This window comes from Microbacterium sp. Leaf159, assembly GCF_001423615.1.
Taxonomy (GTDB): domain Bacteria; phylum Actinomycetota; class Actinomycetes; order Actinomycetales; family Microbacteriaceae; genus Microbacterium.
This window is the reverse complement of the sequence record NZ_LMOU01000001.1, coordinates 2,665,889-2,677,944: the sequence shown is the minus strand read 5'-3', so window position 1 is coordinate 2,677,944 and position 12,056 is coordinate 2,665,889. Positions and strand designations below refer to the sequence as shown.

At 67.2% G+C, this 12,056-nt stretch carries 11 protein-coding genes; 3 read left to right on the top strand and 8 right to left on the bottom strand.

Annotated elements, in window-relative coordinates; genetic code table 11:
* Nucleotide 1 precedes the first annotated feature (1 nt).
* From ASF80_RS12695 to ASF80_RS12675, 5 genes are all read right to left on the bottom strand, one after another.
* Nucleotides 2-928 (bottom strand): carbohydrate ABC transporter permease, encoded by a 927-nt coding sequence (locus tag ASF80_RS12695; RefSeq protein WP_235559966.1) that lies wholly within the window; start codon nucleotides 926-928, stop codon nucleotides 2-4.
* Nucleotides 925-1,836 (bottom strand): carbohydrate ABC transporter permease, encoded by a 912-nt coding sequence (locus ASF80_RS12690; RefSeq protein ID WP_056311255.1) that lies wholly within the window; start codon nucleotides 1,834-1,836, stop codon nucleotides 925-927. The genes ASF80_RS12695 and ASF80_RS12690 overlap by 4 nt, the downstream gene beginning before the upstream one ends.
* A gap of 70 nt (nucleotides 1,837-1,906) precedes the next feature.
* Nucleotides 1,907-3,253 (bottom strand): ABC transporter substrate-binding protein, encoded by a 1,347-nt coding sequence (locus ASF80_RS12685; RefSeq protein WP_056311254.1) that lies wholly within the window; start codon nucleotides 3,251-3,253, stop codon nucleotides 1,907-1,909.
* 156 nt (nucleotides 3,254-3,409) lie between these two features.
* Nucleotides 3,410-4,426, bottom strand: a complete 1,017-nt coding sequence (gene corA / locus ASF80_RS12680; protein WP_056311252.1) for a magnesium/cobalt transporter CorA — start codon at nucleotides 4,424-4,426, stop codon at nucleotides 3,410-3,412.
* Nucleotides 4,427-4,475: 49 nt separating this feature from the next.
* Complete coding sequence (locus ASF80_RS12675) at nucleotides 4,476-5,753, bottom strand: serine hydrolase domain-containing protein (protein ID WP_056311250.1); 1,278 nt, start codon at nucleotides 5,751-5,753, stop codon at nucleotides 4,476-4,478.
* 89 nt (nucleotides 5,754-5,842) lie between these two features.
* Between ASF80_RS12675 and ASF80_RS19400 the strand changes: the two genes are divergently transcribed.
* Both ASF80_RS19400 and ASF80_RS19395 read left to right on the top strand, forming a co-directional pair.
* Nucleotides 5,843-6,157, top strand: a complete 315-nt coding sequence (locus tag ASF80_RS19400; RefSeq protein ID WP_056312111.1) for a DUF2470 domain-containing protein — start codon at nucleotides 5,843-5,845, stop codon at nucleotides 6,155-6,157.
* A 54-nt stretch (nucleotides 6,158-6,211) separates the two neighbouring features.
* Nucleotides 6,212-6,859: a heme oxygenase (biliverdin-producing) gene (locus ASF80_RS19395; protein ID WP_056311248.1), complete on the top strand. Its 648-nt coding sequence runs from the start codon at nucleotides 6,212-6,214 to the stop codon at nucleotides 6,857-6,859.
* 52 nt (nucleotides 6,860-6,911) lie between these two features.
* On the opposite strand, the gene ASF80_RS12660 is transcribed toward ASF80_RS19395, so the two are convergent.
* Entirely contained in the window at nucleotides 6,912-8,306 is a 1,395-nt protein-coding gene (locus ASF80_RS12660) for an ATP-dependent DNA helicase (RefSeq protein ID WP_056311246.1), read from the bottom strand.
* 163 nt (nucleotides 8,307-8,469) lie between these two features.
* Here ASF80_RS12660 and ASF80_RS12655 point away from each other — a divergent pair, with 163 nt between their 5' ends.
* Nucleotides 8,470-9,540: a hypothetical protein gene (locus ASF80_RS12655; RefSeq protein WP_056311244.1), complete on the top strand. Its 1,071-nt coding sequence runs from the start codon at nucleotides 8,470-8,472 to the stop codon at nucleotides 9,538-9,540.
* A 42-nt stretch (nucleotides 9,541-9,582) separates the two neighbouring features.
* On the opposite strand, the gene ASF80_RS12650 is transcribed toward ASF80_RS12655, so the two are convergent.
* The gene (locus ASF80_RS12650) at nucleotides 9,583-11,592 is read right to left on the bottom strand and encodes a cytochrome c oxidase assembly protein (protein ID WP_082488309.1); all 2,010 of its coding nucleotides are present in this window, start codon (nucleotides 11,590-11,592) and stop codon (nucleotides 9,583-9,585) included.
* Nucleotides 11,593-11,677: 85 nt separating this feature from the next.
* The gene (locus ASF80_RS12645) at nucleotides 11,678-11,965 is read right to left on the bottom strand and encodes an HU family DNA-binding protein (RefSeq protein ID WP_042541574.1); all 288 of its coding nucleotides are present in this window, start codon (nucleotides 11,963-11,965) and stop codon (nucleotides 11,678-11,680) included.
* Between the last annotated feature and the right edge of the window lie 91 nt (nucleotides 11,966-12,056).

Sequence of the window (12,056 nt, the reverse complement as noted above, 5' to 3'; positions counted from 1 at the left end):
CTCATCCCTTGACCGCCCCGACCGACATGCCCTTGATGAAGTAGCGCTGGAAGGCGGCGAAGATCGCGACCGAAGGGACGATCGCGAGGATCGCTCCCGTGTAGATCAGCTGCCACTGAGAGGTGAGCAGACCCACCATGCGGTTGATCGCGACGTTGATGGTTCCGGCCGATGACGAGTCGAGGAACACCAGGGGGATGAAGAAGTCGTTCCAGAGCCCGAGGGCCTGGATGATCACGAAGGCCGAGGTGACCGGCAGGAGCATCGGGAAGACGATGAGCCAGAAGGTGCGCAGGCGCCCCGCACCGTCGACATGCGCCGCCTCTTCGACCTCGATCGGGATGCCCTTGATGAAGCTGCAGTACAGCAGGATGCCGAAGCTCGCCGCCCCTCCGAGATGCACGAGGATCACCGAGAGCAGCGTGCTGTACAGGCCGACATCGTCGAAGCCCTTCACGAGCGGGATCATGCGCACCTGGAAGGGGATCATGAGTCCGGCGATGAACAGCACGTACAGGAACCGCGAGGTGCGGCCGCCGATCCGCTCGATGCCGTAGGCAGCCATCGGCACGATGATGATGAGCATCACGACGGTGCCGACCGTGATGATGAGGGTGTTGAGCACCGCCTCGAGGAAGTCGGTCTGCTGGAACAGGGTGACGTAGTTGTCGAACGCGAAGGAGGTGGGCAGGCCCATCGGATCCTTCGTGATCTCGGCGTACGAGCGGAACGAGTTCAGCAGCGCGTAGATCACCGGAGACGCGACGATCAGCACCAGGATGCTGAGCACCACCATCACGACGATCTCGCCGATCGACCACTTCTTCTTCTCCCGGCGCACACGCGGCGGGCGGGGGATGCGTGCGATCCCCGCAGGGCGCGCCTCCGGTTCGATCTTCATGGTGACCTGGGTCATCGTCTCGGTCATGCCTGGATCTCCCTCTTGCGCATGTAGGCGTTCGCGGCGACGGTGCTCACGATCACCACGATGAAGAGCACGACGGCGGCCGCCGAACCGAATCCGGCCCGGTACTCGCCGAAGCCGACCTTGTAGATGAAGAAGGCCATGGTCTCGCTCACGAACCCGGGGCCTCCCGAGGTGAGCACGAGCACCTGATCGAAGATGACCCAGCCGGCGATCATCGCGAGCGTCATGTTGACGGTGACGGCGCCGGCGATCATCGGCCAGGTCACGTTCCAGAAGACCTTGGCACCGCTCGCGCCGTCGATGCGCGCGGCCTCGATCAGCTCTTGGGGGACGGACTGCAGGTTCGCGAGATAGATCAGGGTCGTGTTGCCACCGAGCGTGAAGCAGGTGATGAACAGGATGACCCAGATCACGATGCTGCTGTCACCCAGCCAGTCGCGGGCCCACTCGGGGAGGCCCATGTCACGCAGTACCGTGTTGACGGAGCCGAAGTTGTAGTTGAGCAGGTACTTCCAGATGGTCGCCATGATGAAGGCGCTGACGAGTGCCGGCAGGTACACGGCCGTACGGAAGAAGCCCTGCGCATGGTTGAGCTTGTCGAGCATGAGGGCCACGGCGAGCGAGATCACGTTGATGATCAGTGCGGAGCCGAGTCCGAGGATCAGGGTGTTGCGCACCGCGTTCCAGAAGCGGCCGCTCGCGACGATGTCCTCGTAGTTCCGGATGCCGACGTAGTCGTAGCCGTCGCTGATGCCGTCCCAATCGGTCAGGCTCAGCTGCAGAGTCTGCAGCGACGGGACGATCACCATCAGGAGGTAGATCACCAGCGCGGGGATGACGAAGCCCAGCATCGCCAGACGTCCTCGTCCGAATCGCGGTCTCACTCTGACCTCGGTGTGTGCACTCATGTTCTCTCCTTGATCGATCGCCGTTCGCCGAAGCCGGGGCGCGGTCGGGTCCGCGCCCCGGCTTCGTGGCTCAACCCGCTGCGGCGACCTGCGCGTCGAGTTCCGCCTGGACCTTCGCGATCGTCTCGTCGATCGTGGTCTGACCGTCCTGCATCTCGATGCGGGACTGCCGGAAGAAGGTGTTGACCGAGCTGAAGGTGCTGAGCGTCGGGGAGTTCTCGTACCAGACGAGGTTCGGGTTCTCGAGCAGGGCGAAGAAATCCTCGGCTCCGGGGATGGTGTCGTTGCGGGTGACCTCATCGGACTTGAGGATGTTGGGCGAGATCCATCCGCTCGCCTCCATCAGGTCGGCGGCCTCGACGGAGTAGAAGTACTCGAGGAACTCGACGGCGGACGCGTATTCGTCCTCGTCCTCCGCGGCCTGAGACGAGATCGCGAGACCGCCCGCGGTGTCGCCGATCACGCTGTTCTTGAGGACGTTGAGGTTGCCGTCCTCGTCGGGGATGATGAACAGCCCGGCGTCGAACTCCGGGTCGACTTTGTTGATGTCCATGAGTCGTCCGAGTCCGGCGGACGAGGTCGCCATGACCGCCTGCTCGTTGACCAGGAGCGTCGTGGTCTGCGCATCCGCGGTGGACTGCCATCCCTCGAGCACGTAGTCGTCCATGATCATCTTGAGTTCCTCGAGCGGAGCCTTCAGATCGGCCACAGAGGCATCTCCCGCAGCTGCCGCGTTCCAGAACCCGCCTTCGTCGCTGTACTCGGCGAACACCGGTGCCGCGAGCGGCTTCCAGAGTTGGTCGGAGGGCCATACCTCCGCGGCGGCGGTGGCGAGCGGCACGTCGCCGTTGGCTTTGATCTCCTCCAGCAGGTCGAGGAAGTCGTCGTAGGTCTCGGGCACCTCGAGGTCGTGCTCCTCGAAGTAGGTCTTGTTGTAGACGATGTTCATGCCGAGCTCGCCGTTGAGCGCGCTGGACGGCACGGTGTAGACGTTGCCGTCCTCGGCAGCGGCGAACGCGTCGGGCTCGAGCAGCGCCGTGACCTCTTCGGGCACGGGGGCGAGCTTGCCGGCGTTGACGTAGGTGAGGGTGTCGCGCATGTCCACGACGGCGGGCCAGTTGCCGGTGGCATCGACGGTCTTGAGCGCGGTGGCGTAGTCGGATCCGGCGGGCAGCGGGTCGAGCTTGACTTCGGTGGTGTCGCTCTGCTCGTTGAAGGCGGTGACCACCTGGTCGACCACCCCGTTCCAGGTCTCGTCTCCCGTGGCGTACAGGAACCGGATCGTGGTCTTGTCTTCCGACGCTCCTGCGTCACCGCCGCCACCAGCGCAGCCGGCGAGCGCGAGAGCAGAGGTCGCGAGGCCCGCGGTCACCAGCAGGAGGCGGCTTCGTGCCGTCCGCGTCATTGCGTTGTGCATGTGATCTCCCTTGATTCGTGCCGGACTCTCGTCGGCTACACCGACGGTAGCCGAGGGGATAGCGTTTTCCAAGCACTTTCTGTAACTAGTTGCACTTTACTCGTGAACTCGCGAGAATCAACCCTGGCGACGTTCGGCGCGCCCGGAATCGAGTGGTTACAGCCAGCCCTTGCGCTTGAAGACCCAGTACAGGCCGAAGCCCATCCCCACCATCAGCGCGATCGCCATGGGGTATCCGAACGCCCAGTGCAGCTCGGGCATGTGGTCGAAGTTCATGCCGTAGACGGTGCCGACGAGGGTCGGCGCGAACAGGATCGCCGCCCAGCCCGAGATCTTCTTGACCTCGTCGTTCTGACGGATGCTCAGCTCCGTCATCCGCGTCATCTCCTCGTTCTGACGCCGTGCCACGATCGTCGACTCGACGGTCAGCGCGTTGTCGAGCACGGTGCGGAAGGTGTTCGCGCGCTCGGACACGCGCAGGGTGTGGTCGAGCACGTCGCGCAGGTACCGCTGCAGCTCCTCGTCGACCTCGTACTTCGCAGAACCGCGCAGCAGCGCATCGAGCATGCCCGCCAACGGCTGCACGGCCCGCTGGAAGTCGATGACCTCACGCCCCAGCTCGTAGATCCGCTGCGTCGCGTCGACCTCGTCTTCGAAGAGCTGGCTCTCGATCTCGTCGATGTCGTTCTCGAGGCCCGCGAGGACCGGCGCGTACTCGTCGACGACCTCGTCGAGGATCGCATAGAGCACCGCCTCGGGGCCGAGCTTCAGCAGGGTCGGGTCACCCTCGAGGCGACGACGGACGCGCCCCAGGTCGGGGGACTCCGCGTGCCGGATGGTGACGACGAAGTCGGTGCCGACGAGCACGTGGATCTCGCCGAACTCGACCTCCTCGGCCGCGTCGAGATAGCGGGCCGAGCGGAGCACCATGAACAGCACATCGCCATAGCGCTCGAGCTTCGACCGCTGATGACCCGACAGCGCATCCTCGACGACGAGGGCATGGATGCCGAACTCGTCGGCCACCTCGCGGATCTCGGCCTCGCTCGGACGGTACAGTCCGATCCAGCTCAGTCCGCCGCGCTCCCGCATTGCCTCGAAGGTCTCGCTGAGGCTCCGCGGGTTCTCGGTGCGGACACCGTCGACATAGATCGCGTTGTCGATGATCGCCATCGGCTTCCCTTCCGTCCGGTCGGGCCGGGCCGCGGCTCGATGCCCGGTCTCAGCCCTCAGCGGGTGCGACGCAGGGGATCGCCGATGCGGCGATGGCCTCGTGGTACTGCTCGGCGGTGAACGGCAGACCGAACTCCGGAGCGGTCTGCCCCTCGGCCGCCGGCGCCTTGGAGGCGATGGCAGCGAGCTCCCACGCGAGGTACGCGGCGGTCGTGCCACCCGTGGTCGAGTCGTTCAGCGACACCGCGACCGTGAATCCGGTCGCAGGGTCGGAGTAGGCGGCGGTCTGGTACCCGGGGGTCCAGCCGTACTGACCGACCATCGAGCCGACGAGGACCGCTCCGCCGGTGGCCTGCAGCCACGACGGCGTATCGGCAGCGACCGGGAGCGGGCTCGCGAAGCGGTCAGGCGCCTGTTCGGTGCGCAGCGTCGCTTCTGCCTGTGCATAGCGACCGAGGTCCTCGATCGTCGAGACCACTCCGGAGTCGGTGAACCCGGAGCTCGACGAGAGCGTCGTGATGTCGACGGGCGCAGCGCAGTTGTAGCCGCCCTCGACGGGCGAGAGGTAGTGCCCGTTCATGACCGGCCCCGTGGAGGGCGGTGCCGCTGCGGCAGCAGGCAGCGACGTGTTCGCGAGACCGAGCGGCTCGGCGACGTACTCGGCGATCAGCTCGGAGGCCGACATGCCGGAGGCGCGCTCGAGAGCGAGGCCGAGGAGCAGGTACGCGGTGTCGGAGTTCGAGTACGTCGTGTGCGCGGCGCCTCGCGCGGCACCGAGTCCGTAGGAGGCGAGCTCGAGCGGAGCCCACACGCGCTCGGGGGTGTTCATCCACGCCGACTTGGCAGTGGTCTCGGACGAACCGAGTCCGGACGTGCCGTTGCACAGGTCGAGCAGGGTGAGGTCCTGCAGGTTCGGGACACCCGAGACGTAATCCGGCACGGGGTCGTCGAGGTCGACGACCCCGTCATCGACCAGGCCGTAGAGCACGTCGCACGTCATGAGGCGCGTCACGTCGGCGACGCGGAAGGCCATGTCCGTGCTGATCTCGTCGCCGGAGCCCGGATCCTGCGTACCGATCCCGGTCACCCATTTGCCGCTCCACGGAGCCCAGACGCCGACGACGGCGCCGGTGGCACCCGAGGCGGCCAGCGCGTTGGTGACGGCCGCCTCCATGGCGGCGACGGTGTCGTCCGGCAGGGCGCCGTCGACCTGAGCCGGCGGCTCGTAGCTGAATTCCGGATCGGATGTGCATCCGGTGAGGAAGAGCCCGAGCACGGCTGCGCCGGCCGCTGCTGCGCGGAACCTGCGCGACGAGAGAAGCTGCATGAAAGGGGACCCCCGGAAGACGTGTCTCCCGAGTCTAGAACGCCGTTCCTGAAAGATCGCATCGCCAGGGCCCGTTTAGGGTGATCATCATGCCCCACATCTTCGATGCCGACGTCGTCTCCGCGATCCTGCGCCACATGAACGGCGACCACACCGACGACAACCTGTTGATCGCGCGCGCCTTCTCGCCTGCCGACGGCGGCGAGATCACGGATGCCGTGATGACGGGCCTCGACGGCGACGGCGGGGTCTGGGAGATCACCCGCGCCGGGGTCTCGTCGGAGCTGCGGGTGGCCTGGCCGTCCGCCCCGATCAGCGAGCGGCCCGCGGTGCGCCGCGAGGTCGTCGCTCTCTACGACCTCGCCTGCGAGAAGCTCGGGGTCGAGCCGCGCCCGCACGCATGACGCTCTGAGATCCCGGGGTTTCGCCAGAGGTAAGGCAACCCTTACACTTGGCACATGTCCGAGATCCTGTCCTTCTCCGCCGCCCTCCGTGAGCGCTCCTCCGGTTCGCACTCGCGCAGCGAGGGCGCAGGCTTCATGTCCGACCTGCTCAAGGGCGAGGGCTCGCGCGAGGACTACATCGCGCTCGTCGCACAGCACTACTTCATCTACGAGGCTCTCGAGTCGGCGGGTGACCGCATGCGTCAGGACGCCGTGGCATCCGTCTTCATCAGCGACAAGCTGACCCGCCTGCCCGCACTCGAGGCCGACCTCGAGTTCCTGCTCGGCGCCGACTGGCGCGACGAGATCGTCGCGCTCCCCACCACGCAGCGCTATGTCGAGCGCATCCGCCAGGTCGGCGCGACCTGGGCCGGCGGCTTCGTCGCGCACCACTACACGCGCTACCTCGGCGACCTCTCAGGCGGCATCTTCATCGGCCGCGTGATGGCACGTCGCTTCGGCTTCGAGACCAACGGCATCGGGTTCTACCTGTTCGACGACATCGCCGACCCGTCTGCGTTCAAGGACGTCTACCGCGAGCAGCTCGACGCGGCTCCGTGGGACGACGCCGAGCGTGAGCGCGTGATCGACGAGGTCCTGCTCGCCTACCGCTTCAACACCGAGCTCTTCGAAGACCTCGACCGCGCCCGCGTCGCGGCCTGACTCCTGACTCCCGCTCGTCGAGCGAGGAGCGCAGCGACCGAGACGAAACGCCTCAGCCCTTGCCGACCTCGGGCGTGGATGCTGCGAGCCATGCGTCGCGCATGAAGCGGCGCACGTCCTCGTCGACCCGGATGTCGCTCGGTCGCAGTGCCCTCGACAGGTAGAGCCCGTCGAGGGAGGTGAGGCGCGAGAGCGCGACGTACGTCTGCCCCGGAGCGAACGCGCCCGAGCCCAGATCGATGATCGCGCGATCGTAGGTCTTACCCTGTGACTTGTGGATCGTGACGGCCCACGCGAGACGCAGCGGGAACTGCGTGAACTCCGCGACGACGTCACGGGTCAGCTTCTTGGTGCTCGGCTCGTACGAATAGCGGAAACGCTCCCAGACGGCGGGGTCGACGTCGACCTCCTCACCGTCGATCTCGACGCGCACGGTCTCGCCGAGGATGCGGATGACCGTGCCGATCGTGCCGTTCACCCATCGGGGCGGCTCACCCGACATCGAGGTGTCGTTGCGCAGGAACATCACCTGCGCGCCGATCTTGAGCTTCAGCTCCGACTCGGCAGGCAACGAGGCCTCGCCCTTTCCGAACTCGCCGCTGACCTCGGCACGCGCCGTCTGCTCCTTGCCGGGCAGGGCGGCCAGGTGACGGCTGTTGATCGTGTTCACGATGTCGTTGCGGGTGGCGAGGGTGATCATCGGCACCTCCCCCGGCTCGGGGTCGGGGGGCGTGCGCGCCCCCTGTGTGTTCAACACGCCCGCGATCTCTGCGGTGACCCGCCCGTAGCGCACGGCGTTCAGCATGGCCTTGAAACCGTCATCCGACTGGCGGTGGATCTGCACGAGCTCTCGCACGTGCAGCTCGGCTCGGGTGTCGACGGCGAAGAGTCCGCCGTCGTCGTCCGGAGCGTCGCCACCGGCGGCCCCCGCCCAGACCTTGGCGTCGAAGAACCAGAACGAGCGGTAGTGGTCCTTCACGTAGCGCAGCTCGTCACCCCGCGGAGGCACGGGGGCGAGCTGATACGGGTCGCCGAACATCACGATCTGCACCCCGCCGAAGGGGATGCCGCGCTTGCCCCGCGCTTGGCGCAGGGAGCGATCCATCGCATCCATGAGGTCGGCGTTGACCATCGAGATCTCGTCGATCACGAGCGTCTCGATCGCGTTCAGGATGCGACGGGTGTTGTCGTTCTGGTCGATGTCCGAGTCGCCGATGAGGCCGATCGGCAGCCGGAACAGCGAGTGGATCGTCTGCCCCTCGACGTTCAGGGCGGCGACCCCGGTGGGAGCGCAGATCGCGATCTGCTTCTTCGTGTTCCACGAGAAGTACTGCAGCAGCGTCGACTTGCCGGTGCCCGCGCGTCCGGTGATGAAGACGTGCTCACCGGTGTCCTCGATCAGCCGGAACAGCTCTTGCTGCTCTTCGGACAGGGCGGGAAGCGACACGGATCTCTCACACGGGACGACGGCGGAAAGCGCACGCGGAACACGCGCTCCCCCATGCTACGTGGCGCTGCGGCCCGGCATCCGACGGACACAGCCGAACTGCCCCGTCACAGAGCGAGGCCATGCTCGGCTCCGTCCCAGGCCGCCCTCCTAGACTGACGCCATGCAGCAGGTCGAGACGAAGGCGCCCCGGCGTTCGCGCCTCGTCGCCGACCTCGCACTGCTCTCGGTCATCGGTCTGCTGCTCGTCGCCGCTCTCGGCGCCGGCGGGGCCACTCTGTACCGGCAGTTCTATGGGCCCTCAGCGTTCGTGGTGCGCTACCTCGACCTCCTCTCAGAGGGTCGTGCGGCCGACGCCCTGCGCATCCCCGGTGTCGCGGTCGACCGCGAGACGCTCGAGGCGGCGGGCATCGGAGCCACGGCATCCGAGGCGCTGCTCCGGCACGCAGCCCTCGCCCCGCTCACCGACGTCGAGGTGGTGTCCGAGAAGTCCGACGGCGACAGGACGGCCGTGACCGTCTCGTACAAAGCGGCCGAGCACTCGGGCGTCACGACCTTCACGGTCGAGCAGGACGGCTGGGCCGGGGTCACGCCGAACTGGCGCTTCACCGACAGTCCCCTCGCGGTGGTCGAGCTGACCCTGCGCGGCGCGGACCAGTTCGCCGTGAACGGCTTCGAGGTCGACCGGCGGCAGGTGTCGTTCGCCGGCGCCGACGCGGCCCCGCTCGAACCGCTTCCGCTGCTCGTCTTCACGCCGGGGCTGTACTCGGTGACCGTCGACACCGCGATCTCGGACTCCGAGGGTGTCGGCGTCCTCGCCGATACCCCGCTCGCCACGACGCCGGTCGACGTGCAGACCACCCCCACGGCCGACTTCGTCTCGGTCGTGCAGCAGCGTGTCGAGGAGTTCCTCACCGCGTGCACGTCGCAGCAGGTGCTGCAGCCGACCGCCTGCCCGTTCGGGCTGCAGGTCTCGAACCGCATCGCGTCGCTGCCGGAGTGGTCGATCGCGAACCAGCCTCAGGTCACCGTCGTCCCCGACGGCGGACACTGGAAGATCCCCCCGACGGATGCCGTGGCGCACGTCGAGGTCGAGATCCGTTCACTGTTCGACGGCTCCGTGCAGGAGGTGTCCGAGGACGTCGCGTTCCAGGTCAACGGATCGATCACGATCCTCCCCGACGGGTCGGCCTCGATCCGCGTCGGATCGCCCGACGAGGAGTCGACCGACTGAGTCGCCTTGGTCGGCGCCCCGTCGGCCCCGCTCAGCGCAGTGTCAGCGGGCCTGGCGTTCGGCCTCGCGCCGGTCGCGCTCGGCCAGAGCCGCGAGCTTCGCGTTGTACTCCTCGAGCTCGGCCTCGCCCGTGCGGTCGGCATGCCGGTCGCGGCGCTTCTGCACCTTCGTGTCGTCGCGGCTCCACTGGATCGCGACCGTGATGGCCAGGATCAGGGTGGGGATCTCGCCGATCGACCAGGCGATGCCGCCACCGATGTACTGATCGTCCATCGGTGTCGGTCCCCAGGTGCGTCCCATCGCGCCGAACCAGTCGGCGACCATCAGCCCCTCCTGCATCATGATCGCGATGCCGAAGAAGGCGTGCATCGCCATGATCGCGATCAGGGTGATGAGGCGGCCGGGGTACGGCAGGCGGTACGGCACCGGGTCGGCGCCGATCAGGCTCATCACGAACAGGTAGCCCGAGATCAGGAAGTGAGCGACCATCCACTCGTGCCCCAGGTGCTCGAACATCGACCAGCGCACGAGGTCGGTGAAGTAGAAGGCCCACAGCGACAGGATGAAGATGCCGGCCGCGACGAACGGATGCGTGACGACCCGCGAGAACGGCGAGTGCACCGCCCACATGATCCACTCACGGCCGCCTCGGGTGCCGTCGTCGCGCTTGTGGATCGCGCGCAGCGCCAGGGTGATCGGCGCACCCGAGACCAGCAGCAGCGGGATCGCCATCGACAGCATCATGTGCCCGAGCATGTGCACGCTGAAGAGATACTCCTGGTAGGCGTTGATCGGCCCACCCGTGACCCAGACGAGCATCAGCATGCCGAGCACCCAGAAGATCGTGCGGTGGATCGGCCAGCGGTCGCCTCTCAGCCGCAGGCGACGGACGCCGGCGAGATAGAGGAACAGACCGAAGCCCGCGGCGACCAGCCAGAGCACGTCGATGTCCCATGCCGTGAACCAGCGGTCGATCGTGAAGTCCGGCGGCAGCGGCGAGCGGGTGAGGTTCTCGGCCGGCGTCTGCACGAAGGCCGCCTCTTCGCCCGTGGGCGGAGGGGTGCGCGCGAGCGCGGCGGCGGCACCGGAGGCCAGGCCCATCAGCGCGACCTCGCACAGCACCAGCATCCAGAACCAGCGCGAGGCGTTCGCGCCCTCGAGACGAGGGATCAGGCGGATGCGGTACCAGGCGCCGAGCAGGCCCATGGCGCCCAGCAGCACCACCTTCGCGAGCAGGATCATGCCGTACGGCGTCCACAGCTGCGAGATGTCGCCGAGGGCGACGAACGAGCGGGTGAGTCCCGAGATCGCGACGACGGCGAAGGCGGCGACCGCGAGGCTCGAGTAGCGACTGACGAGCTGCGCGGTGCCGATGCCCGAGCGGCCGCGCAGGATCACGACGAGCAGCAGACCGCCGAGCCACACGGCGGCGCCGATCGTGTGCAGCAGGATCGAGTTGACCGCGATGTTGTGGCCGGACAGCTCACCCGAGTGCCCCTGCGTCGCGAGAGGCAGGAACGATGCCGCGGCGAGGAGCGCCGTGATGAGGGTGGGAGTCCAGGTGCGCCACGCGAACGCGAGCACCGTGATGACCGAGCCCATGATGGTGGTGATCAGCCAGGACTGTCCGAGCGGCAGCTCCAGCAGGAACCGGCCGAGCTGCTGGCCGAATTCGCGCTCCGCGCTCAGCTGCGGGTTGAACGCCGCCATGAAGGTGAAGAAGCCGCCGATGCCGGCCGTGACCGTGAAGACGGCGGCGCCGATGGATGCGGTGTTGAGCGCGAGGTCGAACGACTTCTCCTCGCTGCGCAGCGCGAAGAGGGCGAGCACGAGCGAGCCGAGCATCGCCGCCGAAGCGATGTTCATGACGAGTTTGGCGATCGGGGTGGCCCACCGCACGAACGGACCGGGGTCCTGCAGCAGCAGCGGAGCCGCTCCCCCGCCGAACGCGAGGGCGATGAGCACGCCGATCAGTGCGGCCGCGAGGAGGATGCCGATTCCACCCGCGCGATACGCGGAGCTGGTCGGGGTCTGCACGGCGCGGGCACTCACACCACAAGCCTAAGCCGCCGCATCGGGGAGAACGCACGAAGGCCGCCCCCGACTGATCGGGAGCGGCCTTCGAAGAGGTGCGGTCTTACTTGACGGCAGCCTTGAGCTTGGAACCAGCGGTCACCTTGACGCGGTGGCCGGCCGGGATCTTGATCTCGGCGCCGGTCTGGGGGTTGCGGCCCGTGCGAGCTGCGGTCGCGACCTGCTCGAACGAGATCCAGCCCGGGATCGAGACCTTGCTGCCCTTGGCAACAGCGTCGGAGACCGAGGAGAACAGCGCGTCGAGGACACCGGAGACGGTGGCCTGGCTCTGGCCGGTGGCGGAAGCGATGCTCGCGACGAGCTCGGTCTTGGTGATGGACTTGTCAGCCATGTCATCCTCCAGCGACGAGGTTCCCGTCGCATCGTTGGTGTTCGGGGGGCTGATGCCCTCCGTTGGTCGAGTGACCGCCTTGAATGTATCA

Excerpts from the sequence above, each read along its gene's own strand:
- ASF80_RS12675 (WP_056311250.1), bottom strand. The coding sequence starts at position 5,753 with ATGCAGCTTCTCTCGTCGCGCAGGTTCCGCGCAGCAGCGGCCGGCGCA.
- ASF80_RS19395 (WP_056311248.1), top strand. The coding sequence starts at position 6,212 with ATGTCCGAGATCCTGTCCTTCTCCGCCGCCCTCCGTGAGCGCTCCTCC.
- ASF80_RS12685 (WP_056311254.1), bottom strand. The coding sequence starts at position 3,253 with ATGCACAACGCAATGACGCGGACGGCACGAAGCCGCCTCCTGCTGGTG.
- ASF80_RS12695 (WP_235559966.1), bottom strand. The coding sequence starts at position 928 with ATGACCGAGACGATGACCCAGGTCACCATGAAGATCGAACCGGAGGCG.
- corA (WP_056311252.1), bottom strand. The coding sequence starts at position 4,426 with ATGGCGATCATCGACAACGCGATCTATGTCGACGGTGTCCGCACCGAG.
- ASF80_RS12690 (WP_056311255.1), bottom strand. The coding sequence starts at position 1,836 with ATGAGTGCACACACCGAGGTCAGAGTGAGACCGCGATTCGGACGAGGA.
- ASF80_RS12655 (WP_056311244.1), top strand. The coding sequence starts at position 8,470 with ATGCAGCAGGTCGAGACGAAGGCGCCCCGGCGTTCGCGCCTCGTCGCC.
- ASF80_RS12645 (WP_042541574.1), bottom strand. The coding sequence starts at position 11,965 with ATGGCTGACAAGTCCATCACCAAGACCGAGCTCGTCGCGAGCATCGCT.
- ASF80_RS19400 (WP_056312111.1), top strand. The coding sequence starts at position 5,843 with ATGCCCCACATCTTCGATGCCGACGTCGTCTCCGCGATCCTGCGCCAC.